The following is a 25,513-nucleotide window of genomic DNA, read 5'->3' as shown; positions in this document are numbered from 1 at the left end:
GGTTGAGCGATGAGCGGGACCATCGGCATGGCGTTTGATGCCGTTGCTGGCAACGTTCCTGGATGTCTGGGTGTAGCGGGTCGGGCGGGTTGCCGGGAGTTGTCGAGACGTCAGCGTTCATGACGTTCTGGGGCGGCTGAGGGGTGGGCGGTGGGTCCAGGTGGCCCAGCGCCAGAGCCATTCGATGGGGCCCTGGCGGTAGTGGCGCAGCCAGAGGGTGCAGAACAGCCACTGGGTTGTGAGGATGGCTCCTGCGGTCCAGTACGCCGTCGTCAAGGACTGTCCGATCGGGAGGCCGAGGATGTGGTCGGCCGCAAGGACGAGGAGTGTGGCGGTCAGGTAATTGGTCAGCGCCATCTGGCCCAGTGGTGCGAAGAGGAATCGTAGTGCTGGTCGTAGCGGTGTTCTGAGCAGGACTAGCAGGCCGCACACGTACACACCGACGAGCAGTAGGTCGGCCAGGCTGGACAGGGAAGACAGGTATGTCGTGGCGCCCACGGCCCGCATGCTTGCCGGTGCCCACAGGGCGCAGGCCAGGCCCGCCGTGAAGAGCAGGCCCAGCAGGAGCGGGCCTCGGGTGGACCGGTCGAGCCGCTCGATCACGCCGTAGCGGACCAGTGCCGAGCCCAGCAAAAACAGCCCGGCGATCAGCAGGGGCCCGCCGCCGCCGAAGATCAGCGCCGCCGGGATGAGTGCGGCGGCGAGGCCGGCCATGGCCCAGCGCGGCAGCCAGGTCGAGGGCAGCAGGATCACCATGCCGACGACGGCGTAGTCGGTCAGGATCTCGCCCGGCCACAGCAGCATGTGCACGAGGCCGATCGCGAGCAGCGTTCCGAGTCGGCGTAACAGGACCAGCCGGGGGCGGGGGACGCGGCGCGCGGAGGAGTCCAGCAGCAGCGCGAATCCGATGCCGAACAGCAGGGAGAAGATCGGCAGTCCGAGCCAGGGGTCCCAGTCGCCCATGGGCTGCACGACGACGGCGGAGGTGCCGGTGGCCATGAGTTGGATGTTGGCGAGCAGGATCTCGCACAGTGCGAAGCCGCGTAGTACGTCGAGTGCGATGATTCGTGGCCGGCCCGAGGAGTGTGCGCCGCTGTCGGGCTGGTCGGACGCGGGCGCAGCGGGGTGAGGCTGGCCGGATGCGGATGCGGATGCAGTGGGTTGGGGCTGGTCGGATGCGCGCGTGGTGGGCTCGGGGTGGCCGGACGCGCGCGTGGCGGAATGAGGTGGCTGGGGGGAGTCGGTGGGTCCGTCGTGCGGGAGACGGTGGCGGGGATGGCCGGTTTGCCCCTGGGGAGGCGACCTGTAGGGGAGTTCTTCGCGTGGCATGAGGCCTCATCCTGCAAGCCCGCCCGGCGGGACGGCACCGGCCGAAAGCAGGGTCCGCAGCGCGAGAGATCATACTTTCGGGTGGTCAGCCTGTCCGGGTCCTGGCGTCAATCGTCGGCGGCCAAGCTCTTGGTGACGGCAAGCTTGAGGCGAACGTCGCTCTCCAGATTCGAGGTGAGCCGGATGACCGGACGCGACATGGACGAGGTTCGCTCCCACTGGTGGCCGCGGGAAGGGTGGTGGCCGGGGCGGCTGGTCTACACCTGGCACCTGACCTTCGAGGGCGCGCCGCGACTGCATCGCCTCGCCGAGCGGTACCAGCGGGCGCTGGCGGTGGTCAGCGGACACGACCCGGTGCCGGTCCAGTGGCTGCACCTCACCGTGCAGAGCGTCGGGTGGGTGGACGAGGTCTCCGAGGAGAGGCTTGAGCAGGTCACCCAGGCTGTGGCCGTACGGCTGCGCAGGCTCGCGCCGGTGGAACTCACCTTCGACCGGCCGGCTGTCAGAAGCGAGAGTGTCGCGTGGGAAGTCACCCCGGCGGAGCCGCTGCGCGAGATCTGGCGTGAGATCAGGAACGGCATCGCCGAGGTGGCAGGCGAAGCTCCGATGGCGGCCGAGCAGGCTGGAGGGCTGCATCCGCATGTGAGCCTGACCTACATCAATACGTCAGGGCCGGCTGAGTCCTACGTGGAGGCGCTGGGTGGCGTCGATGTGGAGCCGGTTCGGGTGAACGTCGATCGTGTCACGTTGATCGTCCAGAACCGGGTTCTTGAACCGGAGTGGGTGTATCGGTGGAACACCCACGCGGTCGTACCGTTGGGAGCCGACGATGGTCATCGGCACGTCGCCCGGTCCACTTGAGATCACGTCATGTGCAGCCACATCGTCGACCTCAAGACTCCCGGCGAGGGCGCCACCTGCACCCTCGGCTGACCGGTGTTCGGGTACGCGTTTCAGACCCGCTGTCGTTTCCGTTCAAGACAGCCACCGCGGCCGTGCTCTAGCGTGAGCCCGGCAACTCGCCCGAGCACGAGGAGACGGCACAGTGCGTAAATTGGTCTACACCGGTTTCATGTCGCTCGACGGCATCGTGGACTCGCCTGGCGGCGGGCCGGGGGAAGAACACCGCAGCGGCGGGTGGGTGTTCAAGGACCTCGAGTTCGTCCCCGAAGCCTGGTCGTTGAAGGGTGAGGAGCTCGCCGACACGACGGCGCTGATGTTCGGCCGTCGCAGTTACGAGTCGTTCGCGCCGCTCTGGCCTGGCTCGGAGGACCACGCCGACTACAAGGAGCTGCCCAAGTACGTGGTGTCGACCACGCTGTCCGACGACGCCATCGTCGACGGATGGGGGCCGACCACGATCCTGCGCTCGACCGAGGACGTCGCGGCGCTCAAGGAAAGTGAGGGCGGTGCCGTCTACATCCACGGGAGCGCGGAGCTGGCCCGGCGGCTGTCGGACGCGGGGCTGATCGACCAGTACAACCTGCTGGTCTTTCCCGTGCTGCTCGGCGCCGGGAAGAGCCTGTTCGGCCGGGCCGACCGGGACAAGCACATGCTGACCCTGCGGGAGTCGGAGAGCTACTCGAACGGGATCCTGAAGCTGGTCTACGACGTCAGGCGCTGATCCAGGTCGAGGCCGATCGCGCCGCCGGCGCCCTCGCGCAGTTGCCTGACGGTGCGTCCGACGTAGGAGCGTAAGGCCCGGGCCAGGTGCGGCTCGTCGCAGTAGCCGAGTTTGCCGACGACATCGGCGGCCGGATCGCCGGCGGCCAGGAGTCGCGCCGCCGTGCGGGCCCGCTCGATCTGCCGGACCGCGCCCCGCGTCAGTCCGGTCGCGGCGCGGAACCGGCGTTCGACCGTGCGCTCCGAGACGGATGGGCGGTGACCCCGCAGTGCCTCGACGCAGAGCGGGTCACGGACCACGATCCCGGCCCGGACGAGGCGTTCGACCAGGGCTTCGGCGTCGTCAGGGCCGGGCGTCTCCCACCGCGCGCCGTCCAGGCGGAACGTGCGGCGCGTGGTGTCGGGCAGCACGATGCCCCCGTCGACCAGCGCCGACATGGGCATGGCCCGTAACGAGGTGCCCACGGCGAAGTCGATGCCGGTGAAGGTCGCGCCCTCCGGCACCGGCGCCGTGCCGGTCCGGGTCTCGGGACCGGTGATGGTCGTGTACGCCTGGCCGGCCTGTTCCCAGAACACCAGGCCCCAGCGCACCCCTGCGACGGACGTCATTGTCGTGACCTGCTCGCTCGTGCATGTCCACACGGTGTCGACCCACGCCGAGTCCGACTCACGCGTCTTGAACCGCAGTTTCACGGGCGAATGATACGTCGCTTCGCGTTCGCGATGGCTTGCCCGGTTATGCGGCTTCGCGCTTCGGCTAACCCCCTGGCGCTCAGGTCGGGAGCCAGTTGCCGTGGAAGCCGGCCGGGATGCGTACCGGGACGTGTACTTCGGCGAGCGGCGGTGCGGCGAGGTCGGTGGCGTCCAGGATGGCCAGGTAGCTCGTGCCGGTGCCGCGGTCGTGGGCGAACGTCATCAGGTAGCCCGCGTTCTCGCCGGTCCCGGCCCGGGGTACGAAGACGGCCTCGCCGCAGGTGTGGCCTGGTGGGAAGCGGTGCACCGCCCGTTCGGCGCCGCCGGTGAGGTTGTAGGCGTAGATCTCAGAACGCTCCGGCTCGGCGTCCAGGGAGAAGCTCGTCGTGTAGCCGTAGCGGTGCGGGAGCCCGAGGGTCGAGTCGGCCACGCGGGGGTATTCGCTGGGGGCGTCGTCGAGCGGTTCCTCGGTGACTGCGCCCGAGCGCAGGTGCAGCGTCCAGCGGTATGCGATCGGGAGCCCGCCCTCCAGGTCCTCGGCGCCGGCGCGCCAGAGCGTGGGGACGCGGGTGCCGGTGACGGTGATCGTGTCGCCCGCCGGGTCCTCGTACGCGTTCATGGTGTGCCACACGTAGCACGGTTCGACGTCGAACCAGCGTACGGACGCGTCGTCGCCGGCCGTGCGCGCCAGCACGCCGAACCGGGCGCGGTGCGCGTCGTCCCAGCGCCACGGCGGCCCGCCCGCCGCGGCCTGGGCGGCGTCGAAGACGACCGGAAGGTCCATGAAGATCACGTGGTGGCGGGTGATGGCGAAGTCGTGCATCATCGTCGCCCGCGGCACGTCCACGGTCCGTGTCTGCACCACCTCGCCGGTGGGCGAGGCGCGGTAGTAGGTCAGGTACGGCGGGCGCAGCTGGTAGCCGAAGAACAGCAGCTCGCCCGTGCTCGGGCAGGTCTTCGGGTGCGCGGTCATCGGGGTGCGCAGGGCTCCGTCGAACGTGTACGCCCCGACCGTGGCGAGGTCCGGCGTCACCTCGTACGGGAAACCGCCCTCCTCCAGGGCGAAGAGCCGGCCCGCGTGTGCGATCAGGTGGGTGTTGGCCGTGGTGACCCGGTAGTCGATCCGCCTGGTCTCCTGGTCGAAGGCGAGGGCGAAGCGGGACTCGCCGGGGTGCTCGTACAGGGGCGTGCGTACGTACCGGTTGCGGTACCAGCGCGCCCTGCCGCCGTCCAGCGCGATGGTGTGGATCATGCCGTCGCCCGCGAACGAGTGCGGCGACCAGCCGGTACGCGGGTTGGGCCCGTTGCGGAAGAACTGCCCGCTCAGCTCGGCCGGGATCTCGCCGACGACCTTGGACGGCTCCAGGGACACCTCGTCGGTGACCGGCGCGTTGTTGCCCGCGAGATGCAGCGGCACCGTTTCGGACATGTGGGGACTCCCGTTGGTATGTGTGGGGGGCCAGACGCCGACAACCGTGCACGAGAAGATGCGCGGACAACAGTCTTGTTCTTCCTGCCTCCCTCAGCCGGTCGGAATGAGCCCAGGTGAGGGCGATACCAGAAATATCCATACCGGTCGCCTCGACCGGGCTACCCGATTTGCGACCGATCGGTACAGAAGTGCTACAGTCGACTTCTAGACCGATCGGTGCGGAAGTCGCCTGGATGCGGGCGAAGACCTTCGCGAAGCCGGTGGTACGACCAGAAAGGACGATCCTGTGACTGACAACGACCTGCGCGCCTGGTACATGCGATACGCGGCGGCGCTGAACGCCCACGAGTTCGACGGCATGGACGAGTTCATCAACGACGAGGTCCTGCTCGGCGGCGTGCCCGGGACCCGTGACGACGTCGTCGACACCCTGAAGGGGATCGTCGACGCCGTTCCGGACATCCACTGGGAGGTCGAGGAACTGCTGCTCGACCGCGACGGGATCGCGGTCCGCGCGATCAACACCGGCACACCCGCCAAGGACTGGCTCGGCGTCCCGCCGACCGGCGCCTCGTTCAAGATCGTCGAGTACGCCATCTACAAGGTCAGGGACGGCCGCTTCGTCCACATGACGAACCTGCACGATTCGGCCGAGATGCGACGGCAACTCACGACCTGAACCCGGACGACCGATCGGGTCGTACAGCGTCGCCTCAGGCCGGGGCGATCTCCCCGGTGAAGCGGCGCAACTCCCGGCTGAGCGCCGCCGCGGCGGCGGTCGCGCCGAGTAGCCCACCCAGGACGACGAGCGCCGCCGCGCCGCCCAGTGCCGCGGCCAGCGTTCCACCGAGAACCGGGCCGAAGGGCTTGAGCGCCATACCGCCCATGCTCAGCACCGCGCCCATCCGGCCGAGCATCTCGTCCGGCACCATCCGCGCGATCACCACGTTCAGCACGACATTGAGCGAGGGGGTCGACAGGGTGATGAACACCAAGGGGACCATCGGCCACCACGCCCCCCACGGCAGCGCGGTGGCCGCCAGCGCGGCGCCGAAGATCGTCAGGACGGCGAGCAGCAGGATGCCGGGCGGCAGCAGCCTGCTGATGTGGCCCGACAGCAGGGCGCCGGCCAGACCGCCGATGCCGAGGGCGGCCAGGACCGTGCCGGTGGTGAGCGCGCCACCGCCGCGTTCGCCGACGAGCACGATGAGAGGTATCAGGAAGGCTCCACCCAGGAGGTTGAGGACCATCATCGCGGCAGTGACCTCCCGCAGGCCCCGGCGACGCCACAACCAGGTGATGGCCTCAGCCGCCTCCCGGTGCACACCACGCCGGCGCTCCTCACCGTCCGCTCGTGCGGACGTTCGTGACTGGTTCGCCGGACGGCGCGGCACCTTCGCCAGGGCGTAGAAAAGCGCGGCGGCGGCCAAGGTGACGGTCTCGGCGAGGAAGGGCACCGCACGCCCGAGGGTGTACAGCAGGCCGCCGAGCGGAGGGCCGATCAGGCCGGCGGCATGCGTGCGGGACTCCTCCTGGGCATAGGCGCTGTGCAGCTGACCCGCGGGGACGATCCCGCGAATGGCCGTGTCCCGGACCGGCTCGATGAACGCGGCGCACAGCGCGTCGAGGATCGCCAGCGTGACGAAGTGCCAGATCTGTACCTGGTCGGTGAGGATCAGCACGGTCAGCAGCGCTGAGACAGCCGCCTGGAGGATCTGGGCGATCACCAGCGTACGGCGGCGGTCCCACCGGTCCGCCCAGACGCCGGCCGGCAGCTGGACCAGCAGGAGAGCGACCATGCGGGCACCGGCGACGACGCCCGCCAGGCCGGGCGAGCCGGTGAGCGCGAGCACCAGCAGCGGCATGGCCAGTCTGGTGAACTCCGACCCCAGCCTCGACGCCGCGCCGCCGATCCACACCATCTGAAAACGCACGTTCCTGCGCAGGGGGACAATGCCGGTCACGGACCATCTTCCTCGAAAAGGGGTGCCATCTCTGGCTTGAGGCGCCGTTCCGGAAGAGGCAGGGCTTCAGGCTTTTGGGCAGGCGCGCAACGGGACCCGCAGAAGCTACTCAGCGGACATGACGCTGTCTACCGAATATCGCGGACAGGTAGGCAATCTTGCAGGATGTCCGCTGACCGCTGACCGCTGACCGCTGACCGCTGACCGCTGCCGCTGCCGCTGCCGCTGACCGCTGAGCGCTGTCGGCTCGTCGGAGATGATGCCGGCGAACGAGAGCGTCCGCCGTCTTTCCGCCCGCTCCGTCGTCGGCGTCACCTGGTCGTGAACGAGTTCGAGTGCGGCGGCGCGTGCCCTGTCAGCTGGGTTCTTCGAAGTGGAACGCCTTGATGAAGCAGTCGCGCGGTTGGCCGATCGCGAAGACGATGCAGTTGATCAGGGATTCGCTGGTGAGCGGGTTTTCCGGGCCTCGTGGCTTGGTATGCCAGCCGGGCGTGAGCGGGTCCGCGTTGTCGAAGTCGGGCGGGTAGAGGGAGATCACGCGTACCCCTTGCGGGCGGAGGCGTTTGGAGAGGATCTCGGTGAAGCCCGCCTGGGCGTTCTTCGCGCTGTAGAAGGCGGCGTGTGCGGTGGAGCGCGCGTGCCCGGGGAGTCCGGCGGTGGAGATCATGGTGATGATGTCGGGTTTGGCCGAGCGCAGGAGCAGGGGCAGGAAGTTCTTGGTGACCAGGACGGTGCCGGTGGCGCCGGAGGCCAGGGTGTCGATGACGTCGTCGTCGGAGGCGGCCAGGAGGTCTTCGCCTTCGACGTAGCGCGCCCCGTTGTTGACCAGGACGTCGATGTGGTCGGTATGCGCGGCGACCCGGTGGGCGAAGTCGCGGATGGAGGCCGGGTCGGTCAGGTCGCAGGCGAAGGCGTACGCCTTTCCCGCGCCCCGGCCGCGGATGTCGTCCCGGGTGCGTTCGGCGGCCGCGAGAGTCCGGGCGGAGAGGAAGACGGTGGCGCCGAGATCGGCCAGGGTGATGGCCAGGGCCCGCCCGAAGTCGCGTCCGGCCGCGGTGATGACGACGCTGTGATCGTCCAGTCTCATGTACGTTCCCTGCTCGTGGTCGGCGGCTCAGGTTATCCAGTCGCGGGGAGAGGTGTGTTGCCGGGACCGACCGGCGACTTCGCTGGGTCGACCTTGGGACGGGGACTGACGGTCGTTGGCGGGCCTGTTGCAGGTGGTTACGCAGGCAAGCGTTCTGGGCGGAAGTTCGCGAGTGACTCGGCTCTCTCGCCGGTGAGGATCTCCGTGGCGAGTAGGCGGCCGATGATGGGGCCGAGGGTGATGCCGCTGTGGGAGACGGCCTCGTAGTAGCCCGGCACGGACGGCACCGCGCCGACCGAGGGGTAGCCGTCGGCTGGGATGGGGCGTTCGGCTACGCGTGATTCGGTGATGCGGGAGTCGCCGAGGGCGGGTATGAGGTTCCGGGCCGATTCGTGGAGCAGCCGGGTGAGAGGCGACGGGTCTTCGCCTGGGTTGAGGTGGGCGTCCAGCTCGACGCTGTGGAGGACCATCGTCGTGTCGCCGTCAGGGCGGAGGGCGAGGTGAGGGGCGTGGACGACCCGGTGGATCGGGGTTCGGGCGCAGGTGATTCGGGTGACGAGACCGGGTTCGTGGCGCATCGGGAGGTGGCGTCCGAGGAGGGCGGCGAGGTGGGCGGCGCCGGGGCCGGCCGCGTTCACGATGATGTCGACGTCGAGGCGGGTTCCGTCCGAGAGGGTGACGGTACGGACGCCGCCGTCGGAGCCGGTGTCGATGGCGGTAACCGCGGTGCCGAAGCGATGTTCCGCGACGGTCCGGCCGACCAGGCGGGTGACGAGGTGGCGTCCGTGCACCCAGGCTTCGTCCGGGTAGAGGACGGCTGCGACCTCGTCGGGCAGAGTGAGCGCGGGTTCGAGGTGGCGGCGTACCTCGGCGCCCGTGTGCACCTCGGCCCGGTAGCCGAGGCCGGTCAGCAGGCCGGCGGTTTTCAGGAGGTCCGCCTGCGCGGCAGGATCGTCCGTCCAGCGCAGGTGGCCGCTCGGATGCCACCACGAGTCGGGGCCGATGGTGGTGGCGAGGTCGCGGTAGGCCGCCATGCCCGCGAGGTTCAGGTCGAAGTACGGCCTGCGCGCGGTCTTGTTGCTGGCGTTGACCCACGAGAAGGACCAGTCGGTGACGCCTTCGCCGGGGCGGCCCGCGTCGATGAGCGTCACCTGGGCGCCCTGCCGGGACAGGTGCCAGCCCACGCAGGCTCCGATGACGCCCACACCGATGACGGCGACCCGGTACGGCCGCCGCACGGGCCCGATGGTCATGAACGCCCCTTCCCGCCATGGGTGGACTTCCGTTCCCAGTATGCGAGGGTGCGGAGGGCTCCGGTCATGGATGATCAGATCTTGTGCGAAAGGTGATCGTGTGTCTGGTGCTGGCCCTGTCCTCCTGCGGTGGAGGACCCTCGCCCGCGACCGATGCGTTCGAGGCGCGGGCTCGGGAGGTGGCGGAGCGCTGGCAGGGCTCGGCCGACGATCGCGCCTGGCGGGACGGGTTCGTCGCGCTGGAAGTGCTCAACCCGCACGGATGGAACCACGCACGCAGGGTTCCGGCCTGGGTGAACAGGAGCTCGCACAACGGCGCCTGGCGGCTGGCCACCGAACTGCCCACCCGCTCCCCGACACGGGCCGACGTGCGATGGCCGGACGGCGAGGTCTCGCCGGTGCCGGTCGTCTCGGCGGCGCGGGCGTACGCGGAGTTCAGCGGACCGGCCGACCCCATCGAGGAGGAGTGCCCGGCCAAGGGATGCCGTCCGCTCCGGGTGACCGGCGCGGAGCTGGGCGAAGTTCCGTTGGAGACCAGCCGGGGCCGGATCCGGGTGCCGGCGTGGATGTTCACCGTCGAGGGCGTCGAGCAGAAGAAGGTGCACGTGGCCGTCGATCCCTCCGCCGTCACTCCCCGTCCTGAACGGACGCAGGGCGGTGAAGAAGAGGTGATGGCGTACGAGCTCGTCCCCGGCAAGCCGCGCGAGCTGCTGCTCCGCTACGGGTACGGCGCTTGCGACTCTGTTCGCGGGCCGCGCGCGTACGAGACCGGCGACCTGGTGGTGGTCGACATGGACGAGCAGGACACCAGCTCCGGTGAGCCCTGCCTGCTGATCCGCAAAAGCGCCACGGCCACGGTCACACTCGCCCGGCCGCTCGGCGACCGTCTCGTGCTCGACCTCGGTACGGGGTTGCCGGTGCTCCGAGGTCTGGACGGGCGCTACGGCGCCGGTGGTTCGTAGCGGGTGGCGATGGTGGTGGCGCGGGTGCGCAGGGAGTCGCGCAGCCACTGCGGCGACAGGGCTTCCGCGCTCGCCGAGAGCTGCCACAGCGCCCACTCGGCGTGTCTCGGGTCCTGGAAGGTCACCTCCAGCCGCAGCCACTCGTCCGGTTCGGTCTCTTCCGCGAGTACGGCCAGCGCGGTGCCCACCAGGTCCTCTCGTCGCGCGGGGTGCAGCCGTACCCGTACGGTGACCTGGTCGCCGCCGGCGCGGAAGCGGGTGCTGCGTTCCTGCCAGGCCTGGTCCAGGTCGACGCGGTCCGGTCGTTGCGCGGGCTCGGGGAGTGCTTCGGCCTCCAGGATGCGGGACAGCCGATAGGTACGGTCCGCGCCGGACCTCGTGGCCAGCAGGTAGCTGCGGTCGCGTACGGTGACCAGGCCGATCGGGTCCACCGTGCGCCACCGCGGCGCCTGGTCCGCGGCCGCGTAGTGGAGGCGCAGCTTGTGCCCGGCCAGCACCGCGCGCAGGACTTCGGCCGCGATGGCGCCGGGCGCGTCCTCGGAGACGAGCCGGCGCGACAGCAGGTCGGTCTCCGGGTCGATGAGCAGCCGTTCGGCCGCGCCGGCCGCGGTGTCGCGGTAGCTGTCGGGCAGCGCGTCGATCACCTTGAGCATCGCGGACGCGAGCGCCGAGCCGAGGCCGAACGCCTGCGCGCCGCGCCTCGATCCGGCGACCAGCAGGGCGAGGGCCTCGTCGTGGTTCAGCCCGGTGAGCTCGGTACGGAAGCCGGGCAGCAACGCGAAACCGCCGTGCCGTCCGCGTTCGGCGTAGACCGGGACGCCGGCCGCGGACAGCGCCTCGATGTCGCGCAGCACCGTGCGGGTGGACACCTCCAGCTCGCGGGCCAGCGTCGCCGCTGACAGCCGGCCGTGCTGCCGCAGCAGCAGGACCAGCGAGACCAGCCGGTCGGCACGCATGGGGAAACTCTATTCGAATACACGACAAAGGATGTCGTGATTCTCCGGGAGGCTGATCCACACACGCCGAAGGCTTACCGGGCTGATGGCGACGATCGAATGGAGTGGAGCACATGATGGAGCGGACGGCGGTCAACCCGTGGGCGTGGTCGGTGGAGCTGGGGTACAACCAGGGCGAGCTCGTTTCGGGGCAAACCCGGACGTTGTACTGCGCGGGGCAGACCGCGGTGAGCGGCGACGGCAAGCCCCAGCACGCCGGGGACATGGCGGCGCAGCTGGCGCTGAGCCTCGACAACCTGGAGGCCGTGCTGGGAGAGGCAGGCATGTCGCTCGCGAATGTGGTCCGGCTCAACGTCTACAGCACCGACGTCGACCGGCTCATCGAGCACTACGGCGTGCTGGTGGCGCGGTTGGGCGCGGCCGGAGTGGCGCCGGCCACCACGATGGTCGGGGTGAAGCGGCTGGCGATCCCCGACCTGATGGTGGAGCTTGAGGGCACCGCCGTCGCGTGACGGGGTGACGCGGCCGCGGCGGGCCGTCCAAAGGCGGCGGCCTGCTCAGGCAGTACGCCGAGGACGACCGCCAAGGCGTCGGCAAGCGCTCGCGCCGCGAGCTGGCCGCCGCGTACACCCGCCGCTACACCGTGGAGATCCTCGACCGTGCCGACCTCACGCCGATCGTGGCGGCGCTCCCGGATGGCGGGACCGCGGCGCTGAGGTCCATGCCGAGCATGGGTGGTGGTCGGGCCGTGTCTGTACGGCGCCTGGACGACGACGCCCCGATGACCGCCGGCACAGGGGTGCGGGTTATGTTGTGGGAAAGACGGGAGTGGCGGGTTCTTGGTGAGTGGTGGTCCTGGACGGGTCGTCTTCTTGAACGGAACGTCGAGCGCGGGCAAGACCTCGCTGGCCCAGGCGATTCAGCAGGAGAGTGACACCCCCTACCTCTATTGGGGCATCGACACCCTGTTCCAGCTCGTCCCGCCGAAGTGGGGTGGCGGGCTCGACGGGCCGCTCAGCCGGGTCGGGTTCTGGTACGACCGGACCGGCACGGACGACGACGGCACGCCTTTCGTGGTGGTGCGTTACGGGCCGGTCGGGCGGCGGATGCTGGAGTCGGGGTGTGTCGCGGCCGCCGCCTTCGCCCGTGGCGGTGACGACGTCGTCATCGACGAGATGTTGCTGACCCCCGACCTGCTGCCGGTGTGGCGGAAGGCGCTGGAAGGGCTGGACGTGCTGTGGGTCGGCGTGATGTGCCCGCTTGCGGTGGTCGAGGAGCGGGAGGCGGCGCGTCCGCGCGGGGTGAAGGGGCTCGGACGAGGGCATCTGCGTACGGTGCACGATCACGGTGCCGGATATGACCTGGCGGTCGACACCAGCACGGGGACTCCGGCTGAGCTGGCCAGGGCGGTGTTGCGGCGGCATCGGGGCCGACCGTGAGCATTTTCCGGCCGTGATCGTGCACGGTCCGGAGGCGATCGTGATCGTTTTCCGGCGCTCGGGTACGTAAGCGCGAGACAATCCCTGTCGTGGCTTGGGAATGGGTGGCACCCGTCATCGTGGGCGGGGCCGGTGCGGTCGGCGTGTTCTTCACCTGGTTCGCGGGTGCGCAGGGTCGGGCGCACGCGGAGCGGATGGTCGGGGCGGCCAAGGACGAGGAGTTGCGGGTCTGGCGGCTCAAGGAGCGGCGTGACGCGTACCTGGAGATCCTGAAGGTCGTCGAGCTGGACCTGCGCCGCCGGCGCTACCAGCGGGACGGCGAGGACCGGAAGCTGGCCGAGCTGGAGCAGACCTGGCCCGAGAAGCTGCGCGCCCGGATGGGCGTCGAGGCGGTCGTCGGGGTGCAGGTCTTCGGCAGCGCCGGCCTGCGCGAGCTGGCCGAGAGCTGGCGGGCGGCGGCGGAGAAGGGCGACTACGCGACCATGGTCATCCTGGCCGAGCAGCTGCGCGGGCAGGTGCGGCGGGAGCTCGGGCCGCGTGAGGGCGACGGGACGTTGCCCGAGTCCGTCCCGGGAGAGGCTGAGGAGACGGGTTCTCCCCCGGTCGAGGCCGAGGCGACTGGTGCGCGCGAGGTGGACGCCGAGACGGCCGGGGCTTCCGAGGCCGAGAAGGTGAAAGCCGCTGCGGGGGTCTCGGCCGAAGAGCAGGGCTGAAACGGCGGGCCGAAGACTGGAGGGTCAGCTCCGGGGAAATGTGCGCGAAATTCGAGAGAGCGCTCTCTTGACAGCGCCACTCGACGTGCCGCAAGGTTTCGGTAAACTCACCCCCGTGCATCGGATGAGGTAACCCCCCATGGCACGCACCCCCCGTTCCAGAACGTTCTTAGCCATCGGCGCCGCTCTCGCCGCGGTCGTCGCGCTGGTCGTCCCCATGACCGGCACCGCCAGCGCCGCCCCCGCCCCCGGCCCGCTGGTCTGGTCCGACGAGTTCGACGGAGCCGCAGGCAGCGCGGTCGACCAGTCGAAGTGGCGCTTCGACACCGGCGGTGGCGGCTGGGGCAACAACGAGCACCAGTACTACACCGACACCACCCGCAACGCCGCCAAGGACGGCAACGGCAACCTGGTGATCACCGCCCGCCGCGAGAACCCGGCCAATTTCCCGTGCTGGTACGGCACCTGCCAGTACACCTCCGCCCGCCTGCTCACCCGCGACACCTTCACCCGCGCGTACGGGCGGTTCGAGGCGCGCATGAAGCTGCCGCGCGGGCAGGGCATCTGGCCGGCCTTCTGGATGCTCGGCGGCACGACCTGGCCCGACAACGGCGAGATCGACATCATGGAGAACATCGGCCGCGAGCCGAACACCGTCCACGGCACCATCCACGGCCCCGGCTACAGCGGGGGCGGCGGCATCGGCGCCGGCTACACGATCGGCACCCCGTTCGCCGACGCTTTCCACACCTTCGCCGTCGACTGGTCGCCGAACCTCATCATCTGGTACGTGGACGGCAACGAGTACCAGCGCCGCACCCCGTCCGACCTGGGCGGCAACCGCTGGGTCTTCGACCACCCGTTCTTCATGATCATGAACCTGGCCGTCGGCGGCAACTGGCCGGGCTACCCCGACGGCAGCACCACGTTCCCGCAGACCCTGACCGTCGACTACGTCCGCGTCTACGCCCCGCCGACCACCGGCACCGGCGGCGGCCGGATCAGCGGGTACGGCGGCAAGTGCGTGGACGTCGCCGGCGCCGCCACCGCCAACGGCACCCCCGTCCAGCTCTGGGACTGCAACGGCACCGGAGCCCAGAACTGGTCCTGGAACTCCGACGGCTCCGTCCGGGCGCTGGGCAAGTGCATGGACGTGACCGCCGCCGGCACCGCCAACGGCACCCCCATCCAGCTGTACGACTGCAACGGCACCGGCGCGCAACGCTGGACCTTCAACTCCGGCACCGGCCAGATCGTCAACCCGCAGTCCGGCCGATGCCTGGACGCGACCGGGCCGAGTTCGGCCAACGGCACCCGGCTGCAGATCTGGGACTGCGCGGGCAGCGACAACCAGCGGTGGGCGCGCTCCTGACGCCCCCGCCGTGACCGTCGATGGGCCCCGCGCGGACGGAACGGGGCCCATCGGCCATTACGTAGATCCGTGGACGCCGACGAGAGAGCGCGTTCTCACCCGGAGATACAGGGCCCCCGTCACAGCTCGCCGAGCTCGCCCAGGGGTTTCGTCCAGTAGCCGGCGTCGGTGAGGAAGCCGGACGGGTTGATGGCGATGTGCATGATGTCGTTGAACGTACGGAAATCTCGGTCGTCGCCGGGCTTCATCCGGCAGTGGTGAATCCGGGCGTACCAGTACTTCTGCTCCTCCTCGATCCGGGGGAGGAGCTCGGCCCTGGTGAGGGTCCTGGCCTCTTCGACGGTGAGCCGCTGGAAACTCGGCATGCGACTCATTGTGACGCGCGCGCCCGAAGACGTGAAGGGCCGAAACGCCGAGGCGTCAGCGGACGCCGCAGAGCAGCCGGTTGTTGCCCCGCTGCCACAGCGTGCCGACCTCCGCGAACCCGGCCTCCCGCAGCGCCCGCACGTGGTGCGACAGCAGGTGGGACTCCGAGGAGTTGTGGTCGCCCCCGGCCGTCGTGCGTTCCCGGTTGAGGTCGGCGAAGGCCGCGTCGGCCTCGATCGCGTCCCACCAGGCCCGCCAGCCCTCCGGCCGCTCGGCGCCGAACAGCCGCTCGGCCTGACGCTCGTGCACCGCGTACTCCAGCCGCGACAGGGCGGGCGTGACCTCCTCGGTGTCCATGTGGTCGCCGTTGAGCAGCAGCCCGCCGGGCCGCAGCACCGTCGCGACTTCGGCGTACACGGCCTTGATGTCCTGCTCGGAGATCCAGTGCAGCGCCGTCGTGCTGACCGCCGCGTCCACCTGCCGCTCCAGCCCCAGCGCCTTCGTCCACCCGCCGGTACGCAGGTCCGCCGCGACGAACCTGAGGTGCGGGTACGCGGCCCGCCCGAGCCCGAGCAGCAGCGGGTCGGCGTCCACGCAGACGACCTCGGCCTCCGGCAGCCGCTCGACCAGCCGGGCCGACAGCGAGCCGGGGCCGCAGCCCAGGTCGATCACCAGCGGGTCGGGCCGGCCCAGCGCCTCCACGGCGTCGATCAGCGCGGTGAAACGCTCCTCGCGGTCGGGCAGGTAGCCCTCCTGCTGGCGGTCCCAGCGCGCCATCCACGCGGTCGCGGCATCATGAGTGAGCACGAGAACATCTCCTTGTAACTGTCGTCTAAGATTTGGGCAGTTACAAAGCTACGACACGAAGGTGTAACCGGTCAATTGGACTACAACAGTCACACCGATGCGGTAGTCAGGGTGGCGGTGGCCCTCGTCAACGCACTGACCCCGGGCGAGCTGCGGGGGCGGCCCTTCGCCCGACCGGCCGACGCCGGCGCCGCGGCCACCGCGGGCCTGCGTACCGTCTATCCCGCCTACCGCGACCTCGGCGAGGAGGACGGCGACGAGCTGGCCGCGGTCGCCGCCCGGCTGCGCGCCGTCTTCACCGCGGTCGCCGCCGACGACGTCGACAGCGCGGCGCGGCAGGTGAACGCGCTGCTGGAGGAGTTCCACGCCAGGCCGATGCTCGAACGGCACGACGGCGAGCCGTGGCACCTGCACTTCCACGGAAGGGACACCACGACGGCCGGCGAGTGGGCGGCCAGTTGCGCCACCGGCCTGGCGATCGTGCTGGGCAGCGAATTCGGCGACCGGCTCGGCGTCTGCACCGCGCCGCACTGCGACCGCGTCTACGTGGACGTCTCACGCAACGGCACCCGCCGCTTCTGCTCCACCGCCTGCCAGAATCGGGTCAAGACGGCCGCGTTCCGGGCGAGAACCAAGACCGGCTGAGGTCAGGTGAGCAGGCGAATCGGGGCGCCGGCGACGAAGGCGTCGATGTCCTCGACGGCCTCGCGGAAGTACGTCGCGTAGTTCGCCTCCGTCACATATCCGAGATGCGGCGTGGCCAGCACGTTCGGCAGCCGGCGGAACTCGTGCCCGTCCGGCAGCGGCTCCACCTCGAACACGTCCAGCCCCGCCCCGGCGATCCGCCCCTCACGCAGCGCGGACGCCAGCGCGTCCTGATCGACGATCGCCGCCCGCGAGGTGTTGACCAGGTAGGCGGTCGGCTTCATCAGCCCCAGCTCCCGCTCCCCGAGCAGCCCCCGCGTCCGGTCGCCGAGCACGAGGTGGATGGAGACGACGTCGGCGGCGGACAACACCGCGTCGAGGTCGGGGGCCAGGCGCGCGCCGGCCGACTCGGCCCGTTCCTTCGTCAGGTTCCGGCTCCAGGCCACGACGTCCATGCCGAACGCCCGCCCGACCGCCGCCACGCGGGACCCGATCCGGCCCAGGCCGAGCAGCCCGAGCGTGCGCCCGTGCAGGTCGAGGCCGAGGGTGCTCTGCCACGGGCCGCCGGAGCGCAGGGCGCCGGCCTCGGTCAGCAGGTGGCGGGTCAGGCCGTGGATCAGCGCCCAGGTCAGCTCGACCGTCGGCGTCGCGCTGCCGCTCGTGCCGCAGACCGTGACGCCGTGCTCGCGCGCGGCCGGCAGGTCGATGGAGGCGTTGCGCATGCCGGAGGTGATGAGCAGGCGCAGGTTGGGCAGCCGGGCGAACAGCCCGGCGGTGAACGGCGTGCGCTCGCGCATGATGACCACGACCTCGCAGTCGTGGATGGCCGCCACCAGCTCGTCCTCGCTGGTGAAGTGCTCGCGCAGGCTCCTGACCCGCACCCGCGACCAGTCGGCGAGTCCGAGGGCCACATCCTGGTAGTCGTCCAGCACGGCGCAGCGCAGCATGGCCCGCAATCTACCGGCCGGCCCCCTGCTCCAGCTCCCCGGGTGGGCCCGGGGAACTGGAGCCCGTTCATTCGGCGGCCAGCCGTTCCGCCTCCTCGTGCAGCGCCAGGATCAGGACGAGCTCCAGATGGAGCCGGTCGAGCTCGGGCGCCGCGAGACCTTCCAGGACACGCATGTGGGGCCTCCCTGATGAGGAGACGCCTCACGCGTCACAAAGGTTCACGCCTCGCTCCTGAATCGCTCCCACGCCGACTGTCGCGTCATGTTCAGGGACGATCCGATGCGCTCCCAGCTGACGTCACGGGTGCGGAGGTGCGCCACCCAGTCGCGCAGATTGTCGTCCACCTGCGCCTGAACCGTGGCTATTTTCGGGAGGTGTTCGAGGATTTGGTCGTCTGTCATGCTTTCCCACGCGGGAAGACGGGGCTCGGTCGATTCGGCGAGCCGTTCCTGTTCGAGAATGTCGTTGCACAGACCGACGCACTGGTCGCAAATATGCACACCAGGACCGGCGATGAGTTTGCTCACATCCCCACTGTTCTTGTGACAGAACGAGCAGTGGAGGTTGTCCTTCCAGTCAGGCATGGCCTGACACTAGACCCGTCAGGCTACTCCTGACAAGCCTGAGATCCGGCCGTGGTTCAGCTGGCCCTCGATGATCTCCTGCCGCTCCTCGGTGATCCGCTGCAGGATGCGCATGTACGCGTCCAGGATCTGGGCGTACTTCGCCCGTGCCAGCTCCAGCTGCTCCCGCAGCAGGACGACGCGTTCGAGATCGCCGTCGTCTATGGCCTCCTCCAGCAGGGCGCGAGCCTCGTCCACGATCTCTTCCGACCGGGCTCTCGTACGGCGCAGCAGTGCGGCGCACTCGCACAACTCCGTCAGTCGCGCCGACGCGATGATCGTCTCAGCGCCTCGCACAGCCGGACCGTCGGCCGTTTCCTCACGGAGATCGGATCCCATTTCACGCCACCTCCTGGTCAAGGTTGCCTAACTGTAGACGCGCAACCCGGCCTCGCGGATCACCGGCGGCTCGCGGTAGAAACTGAACTCTCCCAGCGGTGTTGTTTCTTCTCCCAGGTAGAAAATCCTCACCCCTGAAACTCGTTCGGTGCGGCAAGTATCAACTATTCGACGGCCGTTCACTCCTCTTATCTGCAGAATGCCGTGTTTTGCCGGTGTTACTAAAAGCCGCCGGAGGAAGACATCCGATCTGCCCGCGCGGCTTCCGCGTTGGTCACATACTGAAACGGACCGACAGCGCAACGTGACTCTGGAGTGGTGGGCGATGGCGGCGACAGGGAGCGAGGGCGACGCGGTGGACGTCAGTGTCGTCATCCCCGTACACAACTGCCGGGCCTATCTCGACCGGTGTCTCACGTCCGCGCTCGTCCAGCGGGTGCGCAAGGAGATCGTCGTCGTCGACGACGGCTCCACCGACGGCAGCGGCGAGCTGCTCGACCTCTACGCCGCCTATCACCCCGAGAGCGTCAAGGTGATCCACATCGAGGCCAGCGGCGGCGCCGGGCGGCCGCGCAACGTCGGGATCGAGCACGCGACCGGCCGCTACGTCTTCTTCTGCGACGCCGACGACCACCTCGGCCCCGAGGCGCTGGAGCGGATGGTCGCCGCCGCCGACGGCAACGGCACCGACATCGTGCTGGGCAAGATCGTGGGCCACGGCAGGCGGGCGCCGGCGTCGATGTTCCAGCAGGGCGCGGACCGGGTGGGGCTCGGCGACAGCAACGTCTACAACAGCCTGAGCTGCTTCAAACTGTTCCGGCGCGAGCTGCTCGAACGCCACCGCATCAGGTTCGGCGAGGGCATGCTGGTCGGGGAGGACCTGCTGTTCACCGCGCACGCCTACTGCCACGCCGAGGCGGTCTCCGTGGTGGCCGACTACGACTGCTACCACCTCGTGTCCAGGCCCGACGGCAGCAGCATCATGCAGCAGTCCGGCAGCAGGGACCCGCTGGCCTGGCTGGCCATGATCAGGGGCCCGATCGAGGTGATGGCCCGGCACGTCGAGCCGGGCCCGCTGCGCGACCACCTGCTCCGCAGGCACTTCAGGCTCGACGTGTTCACCCAGCTCGGGACCGTGTTCCTGGAGAGCGACGACGTACGGCGCAAGGACATCGCGCGCGAGGTCGCGGCCCTGTGCGACGAGTGGTACACCCCCGGCGTGCATGAGCGGCTCAACACCATCGACCGGCAGCGCGCGGGCGCGCTCGACGACATCGACCGCCTGGTGCGCCTGGCCAGGATCGAGAGCGCCACCGTGCGCAGGAAGCTGACCGGACTGCGCTGGGACGGCGACCGCCTGGTGGTGACGGGCGCGGCCAGGCTCGACGGCATCACCAGGGACGACGGCCTGTCCGTGGTGCTGCGCGCCCGCCACGACCCGGCGATCGAGCTGGTGCTGCCGGCCGAGCGCAAGGGCGGCGAGTTCACCGCGCGGGTGGACGTGGCCGCGCTCGGGTCCGGCATCTGGGACCTGCGGGTGGCGGTGGAGATCGAGGGCGTGATCCGGCTCGGCCGGCTCGGCGCCGACCGTGACAGTGACATCGCCCGCCCGCGGCCCCGCCTGATCGCCGGCGTGGTGGCCGTGCCCTACTTCACCAGGGACAACGGCAACCTGAGCATCGACATGGGCGGGCACGCGGTCGCGGTGCCCGGCCTGGCCAGGCTGATCAGAGCCCGGTGGGCGCTGGGGCACCGGCTGGTCGTGGACGGCGAGATCACCGTGGTCGGCACCGCGCCGGCGGCCTCGGCGATCAGGCGGATCGTCTGGCGCGAGCGGCGCACCGGCTGTGAGCGCACCGACCCCGTGGTCGCCCTGCCCGGAGGTGGCTTCGCGGCCAGGCCCGCCGTGGGCCGGCTCGCCCCCGGCACCTGGGACGCCTACCTCGAACTCGACCTGGGCGGGCCGCCCGCGCGCTTCCGGATCGAGACCGACGCCGAGACGGTCGCCGCGCCGCGCCGGTGGTGGGGTGCGCCGCTGCTCAGGAGCGTGCGGCCGTACGCGACGGCGGGCAAGGGGCGCTTCAGCGCCGTGGTGCGGCGGCTCACGGCCGAGACGCTGATCAGAAGAATCCTCAGGTAATTGCCATCTATGTGCAGGTGCAAGGCGATGTCGTAAAGTAGGACCGTTTGTCCGTCCACTTTGGATCTGTCCTCTTCAGGAGGGTGCCGTGCACGTTCCCGATGGCTTCTTCAACGCAGCGACGTCCGTGTCGGCCGGGGTCGTGGCGGCGGCCGGGGTCGCGGTGTGCCTGCGCGGCGCGCGACGCGAGCTCGACGACAGGACCGCGCCCATGGCCGGCCTGGTCGCCGCGTTCATCTTCGCCGTGCAGATGCTCAACTTCCCCGTCGCCGCCGGCACCAGCGGTCACCTCCTCGGGGGCGCGCTGGCCGCGATACTCGTGGGGCCGTACACAGGGGTGCTGTGCATGGCCGTGGTCCTGCTGGTGCAGGGCGTGTTCTTCGCCGACGGCGGGCTGACCGCGCTGGGCGTCAACATCACCATCATGGGCATCGTCACCGTGCTCGTCGGCTGGGGCGTCTTCCGGCTGGTCACCGGGCTGGCCAGGGGCAAGGTCGTGATCGCGGCCTTCCTGGCCGCGCTGATCTCGGTGCCGGCCTCCGCCCTCGTCTTCACGCTGCTGTTCTGGATCGGCGGCACCGCGCCGATCGAGATCGGCGCGGTCGCCGCCGCGATGGGCGGCGTGCACCTGCTGATCGGCATCGGCGAGGCGCTCATCACCGCCGCGACCGTCGGCGCCGTGCTGGCCGTGCGGCCCGACCTCGTGTACGGCGCCCGCGGCCTGGCCAGGCCCCTGGTCCTGCGTGGCGCCGAGGGCGAGAGCACGATCGTGGGCGAGCCCGAGCCGGTCGCCGCGACCCGGTCGCTCAAGCCGTTCCTGCTCGGCGGCGTCGGCGTGACGCTGGTGCTGGCCGGGCTGGTGTCCTTCTTCGCCTCCTCCTCGCCCGACGGACTGGAGGCGGTGGCCGAGAACGAGGGCTTCATCGAGCGGTCGAGCGACCACCTGTTCGGCGGCTGGGCGCTGGCCGACTACGGTGACGTGGGCGGGATCCCCGTCGGGGTGGCCGGCATCATCGGCGTCGGCCTCGTGCTACTCATCGCCGGTGCCGTGGCCTACGCCGCGCGGAGACGTAACGAGATCAAGGTGTGACACGTGGGCGCGGGGCATCGTCATCAGCTCTACCTGCCGGGCGACTCGGTCGTGCACCGGCTGCCGCCGCAGTGCAAGCTGCTCGCGGTCTTCGCCTTCGCCCTGGTGGTGGTGGCCACGCCGCGGGAGCGGTTCTGGGCCTTCGCGGTCTACGCCGTTCTGCTCGCGGGCGTCGCGGTGGCGGCCAGGGTGCCGCTGCCGTACGTGCTGCGGCGGATGGTGATCGAGGTGCCCTTCGTGCTGTTCGCCTTCTTCATCCCGGTCATCGGGCTGGGGGAGCGGACCACGGTGCTGGGCCTCTCGCTGAGCGTGCCCGGCCTCTGGGCGGCCTGGAACATCCTGGCCAAGGCCACACTGGGCGTGGTCGCCTCCATCCTGCTGGCGGCCACCACGGAGCCGCGGACGATCCTGCTGGGGGCGCAGCGGTTGCGGCTGCCCGGCCTGCTGGTGCAGATCGCCATGTTCATGCTCAGGTACATGGACGTGATCCTCGACGAGATGCGGCGGATGCGGGTGGCCAGGGAGTCGCGCGGGTTCGTGGCGCGCGACCTGCGGCACGTCCCGGTGATCGCCAGGTCCGCCGGGGCGCTGTTCATCCGTTCGTACGAGCGGGGCGAGCGGGTGCACCTGGCGATGCTGAGCCGCGGCTACGACGGCCAGATGCCGATAATTCATGACATGTCGGCGTCTGTGCGCCAATGGGGGACCGCGCTCGCCCTGCCCGCCGTCGCCCTGGCAACATGGGGACTGACGTGGTGAACTCTCTCGAAGTGCGGCAACTGGCCTACGCCTACCCCGACGGTACGCAGGCGCTGTTCGGCGTGGACCTGTCGATCGCGCGCGGCGAGCGGGTGGCCCTGCTTGGCCCCAACGGCGCCGGCAAGACCACGCTCGTCATGCACCTCAACGGCATTCTCACCGCCGGGCACGGCAGTGTCTCCGTGGCGGGCACCCCGGTGCGCAAGGACACGCTGAAAGAGATCAGGCAGCGCGTCGGCCTGGTCTTCCAGGACCCCGACGACCAGCTCTTCATGCCCACCGTGCGCGACGACGTGGCCTTCGGCCCGGCCAACGCGGGCCTGCGCGGCGCGGAGCTCGACCGGGTGGTCGAGGACGCGCTGGAGCGGGTGGGCATGCTGGCGGCCGCCGACCGGCCGCCGCACCACCTGTCCTTCGGCCAGCGCCGCCGGGTCGCGGTGGCCACGGTGCTGGCCATGGCGCCCGAGATCCTGGTGCTGGACGAGCCGTCGTCCAACCTCGACCCGGCCGCGCGCAGGGAGCTGGCCGAGATCCTGCGCTCCCTGGACGTGACGGTGCTCATGGTGACGCACGATCTGCCGTACGCGCTGGAGTTGTGCGAGCGCTCGCTCATCCTGTCCGGCGGCGTGATCGCGGCCGACGGGCCCACGCGCGAGCTGCTGGCCGACCCGGAGCTGCTGGCCGCGCATCGCCTGGAGCTCCCGTACGGGTTCGCGATCCCCGCGGTGTGAGCGCAGTTTGGGCTCCAACCTGGGGGATCGTGCGTTCCAGGTTGCCGCAAGCCTCCGAGATGGGTAGAAACTCGGGAGCATGGCGCTTGACGGGGCTTTTGGTGCGCGTTTAGGCCCGCCTTGTCCTCCTGCATCCGACTTTTCGTAGTTTGTGCATGCCCGCTATCCGGGGATGTCGAAGTACAGTGGCTCATCGAGGAGGGGCCCAATGAAGCTGCGGCTTGCGCGACACGCCCTGGGCGACGCCGTGGTGGTGGCCGTCGAGGGAGAGCTTGACCTGTTCACCGCACCGTTCCTGCGCGACGAGGTGCGTGACGCCATCAAACAGGACAGCGCGCGGCTCGTGCTCGATCTGCAGCAACTGTCGTTCATGGACTCCAGCGGCCTGTCCGTGCTGATCGAGGCCTGGCGCCTGGCCACCGGCGAGGGCGGCGGCGTGTCCCTGGCGGCGCCGCAGGCGCCCGTGGCGCGCATCCTGCGCACGACCGGGCTGGACCGCCGGATCAAGGTGTATTCCGACGTCGACAGCGCCGTGGGTGAGATTTAACCGCCCCCGAGTAGAACTTCATTCGGTAGGCGGCTAGGGTCCGGGATATGGACGTGAACGGATCTGCAGCAATCATCTCGGGCGGCGCCAGCGGCCTGGGCGAGGCCACGGCCCGCGAGCTCGCCCGCGCCGGGGCCACGGTGGTCGTCGCCGACCTCAACGAGGAGCGTGGCAAGGCGGTCGCCGACGAGCTCGGCGGCGTCTTCGCCAGGACTGACGTCTCCGACGACGAGCAGGTACAGGGGGCCGTCGACGCCGCCGTGGCCACCGGCAAGCCGCTGCGGGTGGTCGTCAACAGCGCCGGCATCGGCTGGGCGGAGCGCACGGTCAACCGTGACGGCAACCCGCACAACCCGGCCTCCTACCGCAAGGTCATCGAGGTCAACCTGATCGGCACGTTCAACCTCATGCGCCTGGCCGCGGCCGCCATCGCCAAGACCGAGCCCGCCGACGCCGACGGGCAGCGCGGCGTGGTGATCAACACGGCTTCCGTGGCGGCCCTCGAGGGGCAGACCGGGCAGCTGGCGTACTCGGCCTCCAAGGGCGGCATCGTGGGCATGACGGTGCCCGCGGCGCGCGACCTGGCCGCGATCGGCGTCCGGGTCAACACGATCTGCCCCGGCATCATCGACACCCCCATCTACGGCTTCTCGGCCAACGCCGACGAGTTCAAGGCCAAGCTGGTGGCGCCGGTGGTCTTCCCCAAGCGCATGGGACGGGCCGACGAGTTCGCCCACCTCGTCAGGTCGCTGGTCGAGAACGACTACATGAACGCCGAGGTCGTGCGCTTCGACGGCGGCATCCGCTTCCAGCCCAAGTGAGGTCTCGTGTCTGACGAAGTGCTCGTCGAGGAGTCCGGCGCCGAAGGATCGGGTAAGGTCGCGATCCTCACCATCAACCGCCCCAAGTCCCGCAACGCCGTCAACGGGGCCGTGGCCAGGGGCATCGCCGACGCGCTCGACACGCTGGACGCGCGTCCCGACATCTCCGCGTACGTGCTGACCGGCGCGGGCGGCACCTTCTCCGCCGGCATGGACCTCAAGGGGTTCCTGTCCGGGGACTTCCCGGTCGTCGAGGGCCGCGGGTTCGGCGGGCTCACCGAGTCGCCGCCGAAGAAGCCGCTGGTGGCCGCGGTCGAGGGGTACGCGCTGGCGGGCGGGTTCGAGCTGGCGCTGGCCTGCGACGTCATCGTGGCCTCCTCCGAGGCCAAGTTCGGGCTGCCCGAGCCCAAGCGCGGTCTGGTGGCGGCGGCGGGCGGCATCATGCGGCTGCCGCGGCGGATCCCGTACCACGTGGCCATGGAGATCGCGCTGACCGGTGACCACTACCCGGCCGCCCGCCTGTACGAGCTCGGCCTGGTCAACCGGATCACCGAGCCGGGGGCGGCGCTGGAGGGCGCGCTGGAGCTGGCCCGCAAGATCGCCGCGAACGCGCCGCTGGCGCTCGCCGCGACCAAGCAGGTCGTCATCGAGTCGCAGGACTGGTCGCTCGCGGAGATGTTCGGCAAGCAAGGCGCGATCGTCAATCCGGTCTTCGGCTCGAAGGACGCCATGGAGGGCGCGGCGGCCTTCGCCGAGAAGCGCGCCCCTCAGTGGAAGGGCGAATGACCCCGGTCTGAGCGGTACGTCTGAGCAGCCCCTCCCGTCCGACGCGTCCCGCGGAACGGGAGGGGACTCCTTTAGCGCGCGCATAGCC

At 70.1% G+C, this 25,513-nt stretch carries 28 protein-coding genes; 16 read left to right on the top strand and 12 right to left on the bottom strand.

The features are described 5' to 3' along the window. Positions 1-117 precede the first annotated feature (117 nt). Positions 118-999 carry a DUF418 domain-containing protein gene (locus tag OIE67_RS42665; protein ID WP_326631238.1) on the bottom strand — a complete coding sequence of 294 codons (882 nt, stop codon included), beginning with the start codon at positions 997-999 and terminating at the stop codon, positions 118-120. Between the two features lie 411 nt (positions 1,000-1,410). Here OIE67_RS42665 and OIE67_RS42660 point away from each other — a divergent pair, with 411 nt between their 5' ends. Both OIE67_RS42660 and OIE67_RS42655 read left to right on the top strand, forming a co-directional pair. Next, positions 1,411-2,190, top strand: a complete 780-nt coding sequence (locus OIE67_RS42660; protein WP_326631236.1) for a 2'-5' RNA ligase family protein — start codon at positions 1,411-1,413, stop codon at positions 2,188-2,190. 184 nt (positions 2,191-2,374) lie between these two features. After that, a complete protein-coding gene (locus OIE67_RS42655; RefSeq protein WP_326631234.1) occupies positions 2,375-2,953 on the top strand; it encodes a dihydrofolate reductase family protein in 579 nt (192 codons plus the stop codon). On the opposite strand, the gene OIE67_RS42650 is transcribed toward OIE67_RS42655, so the two are convergent. Both OIE67_RS42650 and OIE67_RS42645 read right to left on the bottom strand, forming a co-directional pair. Further along, positions 2,935-3,645: a helix-turn-helix domain-containing protein gene (locus tag OIE67_RS42650; protein ID WP_326631232.1), complete on the bottom strand. Its 711-nt coding sequence runs from the start codon at positions 3,643-3,645 to the stop codon at positions 2,935-2,937. The genes OIE67_RS42655 and OIE67_RS42650 overlap by 19 nt on opposite strands. A gap of 79 nt (positions 3,646-3,724) precedes the next feature. After that, positions 3,725-5,074, bottom strand: a complete 1,350-nt coding sequence (locus OIE67_RS42645) for a carotenoid oxygenase family protein (RefSeq protein ID WP_326631230.1) — start codon at positions 5,072-5,074, stop codon at positions 3,725-3,727. Between the two features lie 289 nt (positions 5,075-5,363). On the opposite strand from OIE67_RS42645, the gene OIE67_RS42640 reads away from it, so the two are divergent. After that, positions 5,364-5,756 carry an ester cyclase gene (locus tag OIE67_RS42640; RefSeq protein ID WP_106244202.1) on the top strand — a complete coding sequence of 131 codons (393 nt, stop codon included), beginning with the start codon at positions 5,364-5,366 and terminating at the stop codon, positions 5,754-5,756. Between the two features lie 34 nt (positions 5,757-5,790). Here the strand turns inward: OIE67_RS42640 and OIE67_RS42635 are convergent, their stop codons facing one another. The 3 genes from OIE67_RS42635 to OIE67_RS42625 all read right to left on the bottom strand — a co-directional run bounded on the left by OIE67_RS42635 (position 5,791) and on the right by OIE67_RS42625 (position 9,381). Then, on the bottom strand, positions 5,791-7,041 hold the full coding sequence (locus tag OIE67_RS42635) for an MFS transporter (protein ID WP_326631228.1): 1,251 nt from the start codon (positions 7,039-7,041) through the stop codon (positions 5,791-5,793). A gap of 355 nt (positions 7,042-7,396) precedes the next feature. Next, positions 7,397-8,128 carry an SDR family oxidoreductase gene (locus OIE67_RS42630; protein ID WP_326631226.1) on the bottom strand — a complete coding sequence of 244 codons (732 nt, stop codon included), beginning with the start codon at positions 8,126-8,128 and terminating at the stop codon, positions 7,397-7,399. 137 nt (positions 8,129-8,265) lie between these two features. Further along, entirely contained in the window at positions 8,266-9,381 is a 1,116-nt protein-coding gene (locus OIE67_RS42625) for an NAD(P)/FAD-dependent oxidoreductase (RefSeq protein ID WP_326631224.1), read from the bottom strand. Between the two features lie 83 nt (positions 9,382-9,464). Between OIE67_RS42625 and OIE67_RS42620 the strand changes: the two genes are divergently transcribed. Continuing rightward, positions 9,465-10,343, top strand: a complete 879-nt coding sequence (locus tag OIE67_RS42620) for a hypothetical protein (protein ID WP_326631222.1) — start codon at positions 9,465-9,467, stop codon at positions 10,341-10,343. On the opposite strand, the gene OIE67_RS42615 is transcribed toward OIE67_RS42620, so the two are convergent. After that, the gene (locus OIE67_RS42615) at positions 10,322-11,299 is read right to left on the bottom strand and encodes a helix-turn-helix transcriptional regulator (protein ID WP_326631220.1); all 978 of its coding nucleotides are present in this window, start codon (positions 11,297-11,299) and stop codon (positions 10,322-10,324) included. The genes OIE67_RS42620 and OIE67_RS42615 overlap by 22 nt on opposite strands. A gap of 116 nt (positions 11,300-11,415) precedes the next feature. On the opposite strand from OIE67_RS42615, the gene OIE67_RS42610 reads away from it, so the two are divergent. The 4 genes from OIE67_RS42610 (at position 11,416) to OIE67_RS42595 (ending at position 14,823) form a co-directional block, all read left to right on the top strand. After that, the gene (locus OIE67_RS42610) at positions 11,416-11,811 is read left to right on the top strand and encodes a RidA family protein (protein WP_326645657.1); all 396 of its coding nucleotides are present in this window, start codon (positions 11,416-11,418) and stop codon (positions 11,809-11,811) included. A 330-nt stretch (positions 11,812-12,141) separates the two neighbouring features. Beyond that, the gene (locus OIE67_RS42605) at positions 12,142-12,738 is read left to right on the top strand and encodes a chloramphenicol phosphotransferase CPT family protein (RefSeq protein WP_326631218.1); all 597 of its coding nucleotides are present in this window, start codon (positions 12,142-12,144) and stop codon (positions 12,736-12,738) included. A gap of 89 nt (positions 12,739-12,827) precedes the next feature. Beyond that, positions 12,828-13,451 (top strand): hypothetical protein, encoded by a 624-nt coding sequence (locus tag OIE67_RS42600; RefSeq protein WP_326631216.1) that lies wholly within the window; start codon positions 12,828-12,830, stop codon positions 13,449-13,451. 139 nt (positions 13,452-13,590) lie between these two features. Continuing rightward, complete coding sequence (locus OIE67_RS42595) at positions 13,591-14,823, top strand: RICIN domain-containing protein (RefSeq protein WP_326631214.1); 1,233 nt, start codon at positions 13,591-13,593, stop codon at positions 14,821-14,823. 119 nt (positions 14,824-14,942) lie between these two features. Here OIE67_RS42595 and OIE67_RS42590 read toward each other — a convergent pair whose 3' ends face one another. Then, positions 14,943-15,188 (bottom strand): hypothetical protein, encoded by a 246-nt coding sequence (locus tag OIE67_RS42590; RefSeq protein ID WP_326631212.1) that lies wholly within the window; start codon positions 15,186-15,188, stop codon positions 14,943-14,945. 55 nt (positions 15,189-15,243) lie between these two features. Beyond that, on the bottom strand, positions 15,244-15,996 hold the full coding sequence (locus OIE67_RS42585; RefSeq protein ID WP_326631210.1) for a class I SAM-dependent methyltransferase: 753 nt from the start codon (positions 15,994-15,996) through the stop codon (positions 15,244-15,246). A 75-nt stretch (positions 15,997-16,071) separates the two neighbouring features. Here OIE67_RS42585 and OIE67_RS42580 point away from each other — a divergent pair, with 75 nt between their 5' ends. Then, positions 16,072-16,641, top strand: a complete 570-nt coding sequence (locus OIE67_RS42580) for a CGNR zinc finger domain-containing protein (RefSeq protein WP_326631208.1) — start codon at positions 16,072-16,074, stop codon at positions 16,639-16,641. A 2-nt stretch (positions 16,642-16,643) separates the two neighbouring features. Here the strand turns inward: OIE67_RS42580 and OIE67_RS42575 are convergent, their stop codons facing one another. From OIE67_RS42575 to OIE67_RS42565, 3 genes are all read right to left on the bottom strand, one after another. Continuing rightward, positions 16,644-17,588, bottom strand: a complete 945-nt coding sequence (locus OIE67_RS42575) for a D-2-hydroxyacid dehydrogenase family protein (RefSeq protein ID WP_326631206.1) — start codon at positions 17,586-17,588, stop codon at positions 16,644-16,646. A 219-nt stretch (positions 17,589-17,807) separates the two neighbouring features. Then, complete coding sequence (locus OIE67_RS55665) at positions 17,808-18,173, bottom strand: ClpX C4-type zinc finger protein (protein ID WP_106244237.1); 366 nt, start codon at positions 18,171-18,173, stop codon at positions 17,808-17,810. 18 nt (positions 18,174-18,191) lie between these two features. Beyond that, on the bottom strand, positions 18,192-18,509 hold the full coding sequence (locus OIE67_RS42565) for a hypothetical protein (protein ID WP_326631204.1): 318 nt from the start codon (positions 18,507-18,509) through the stop codon (positions 18,192-18,194). A 367-nt stretch (positions 18,510-18,876) separates the two neighbouring features. Between OIE67_RS42565 and OIE67_RS42560 the strand changes: the two genes are divergently transcribed. The 7 genes from OIE67_RS42560 to OIE67_RS42530 all read left to right on the top strand — a co-directional run bounded on the left by OIE67_RS42560 (position 18,877) and on the right by OIE67_RS42530 (position 25,425). Then, on the top strand, positions 18,877-20,691 hold the full coding sequence (locus OIE67_RS42560; RefSeq protein ID WP_326631202.1) for a glycosyltransferase family 2 protein: 1,815 nt from the start codon (positions 18,877-18,879) through the stop codon (positions 20,689-20,691). 88 nt (positions 20,692-20,779) lie between these two features. Then, complete coding sequence (locus OIE67_RS42555; RefSeq protein ID WP_326631200.1) at positions 20,780-21,781, top strand: energy-coupling factor ABC transporter permease; 1,002 nt, start codon at positions 20,780-20,782, stop codon at positions 21,779-21,781. 3 nt (positions 21,782-21,784) lie between these two features. Beyond that, a complete protein-coding gene (gene cbiQ / locus OIE67_RS42550) occupies positions 21,785-22,540 on the top strand; it encodes a cobalt ECF transporter T component CbiQ (protein WP_326631198.1) in 756 nt (251 codons plus the stop codon). Beyond that, positions 22,534-23,271 (top strand): energy-coupling factor ABC transporter ATP-binding protein, encoded by a 738-nt coding sequence (locus tag OIE67_RS42545; protein WP_393269190.1) that lies wholly within the window; start codon positions 22,534-22,536, stop codon positions 23,269-23,271. Before cbiQ ends, OIE67_RS42545 begins: the two co-directional genes overlap by 7 nt. Before the next feature lie 208 nt (positions 23,272-23,479). Continuing rightward, positions 23,480-23,818, top strand: a complete 339-nt coding sequence (locus OIE67_RS42540) for an STAS domain-containing protein (protein WP_101785558.1) — start codon at positions 23,480-23,482, stop codon at positions 23,816-23,818. Between the two features lie 47 nt (positions 23,819-23,865). Beyond that, on the top strand, positions 23,866-24,639 hold the full coding sequence (locus OIE67_RS42535; RefSeq protein WP_326631191.1) for an SDR family NAD(P)-dependent oxidoreductase: 774 nt from the start codon (positions 23,866-23,868) through the stop codon (positions 24,637-24,639). A gap of 6 nt (positions 24,640-24,645) precedes the next feature. Continuing rightward, positions 24,646-25,425 (top strand): crotonase/enoyl-CoA hydratase family protein, encoded by a 780-nt coding sequence (locus OIE67_RS42530; RefSeq protein ID WP_326631189.1) that lies wholly within the window; start codon positions 24,646-24,648, stop codon positions 25,423-25,425. Positions 25,426-25,513: the final 88 nt, after the last annotated feature.

This window comes from Nonomuraea fuscirosea (assembly GCF_035917475.1).
In the GTDB taxonomy this organism is placed as follows: Bacteria; Actinomycetota; Actinomycetes; order Streptosporangiales; family Streptosporangiaceae; genus Nonomuraea; species Nonomuraea fuscirosea.
Note: the sequence above shows the minus strand (reverse complement) of the source record. Positions and strands in the feature narration are given on the sequence as shown.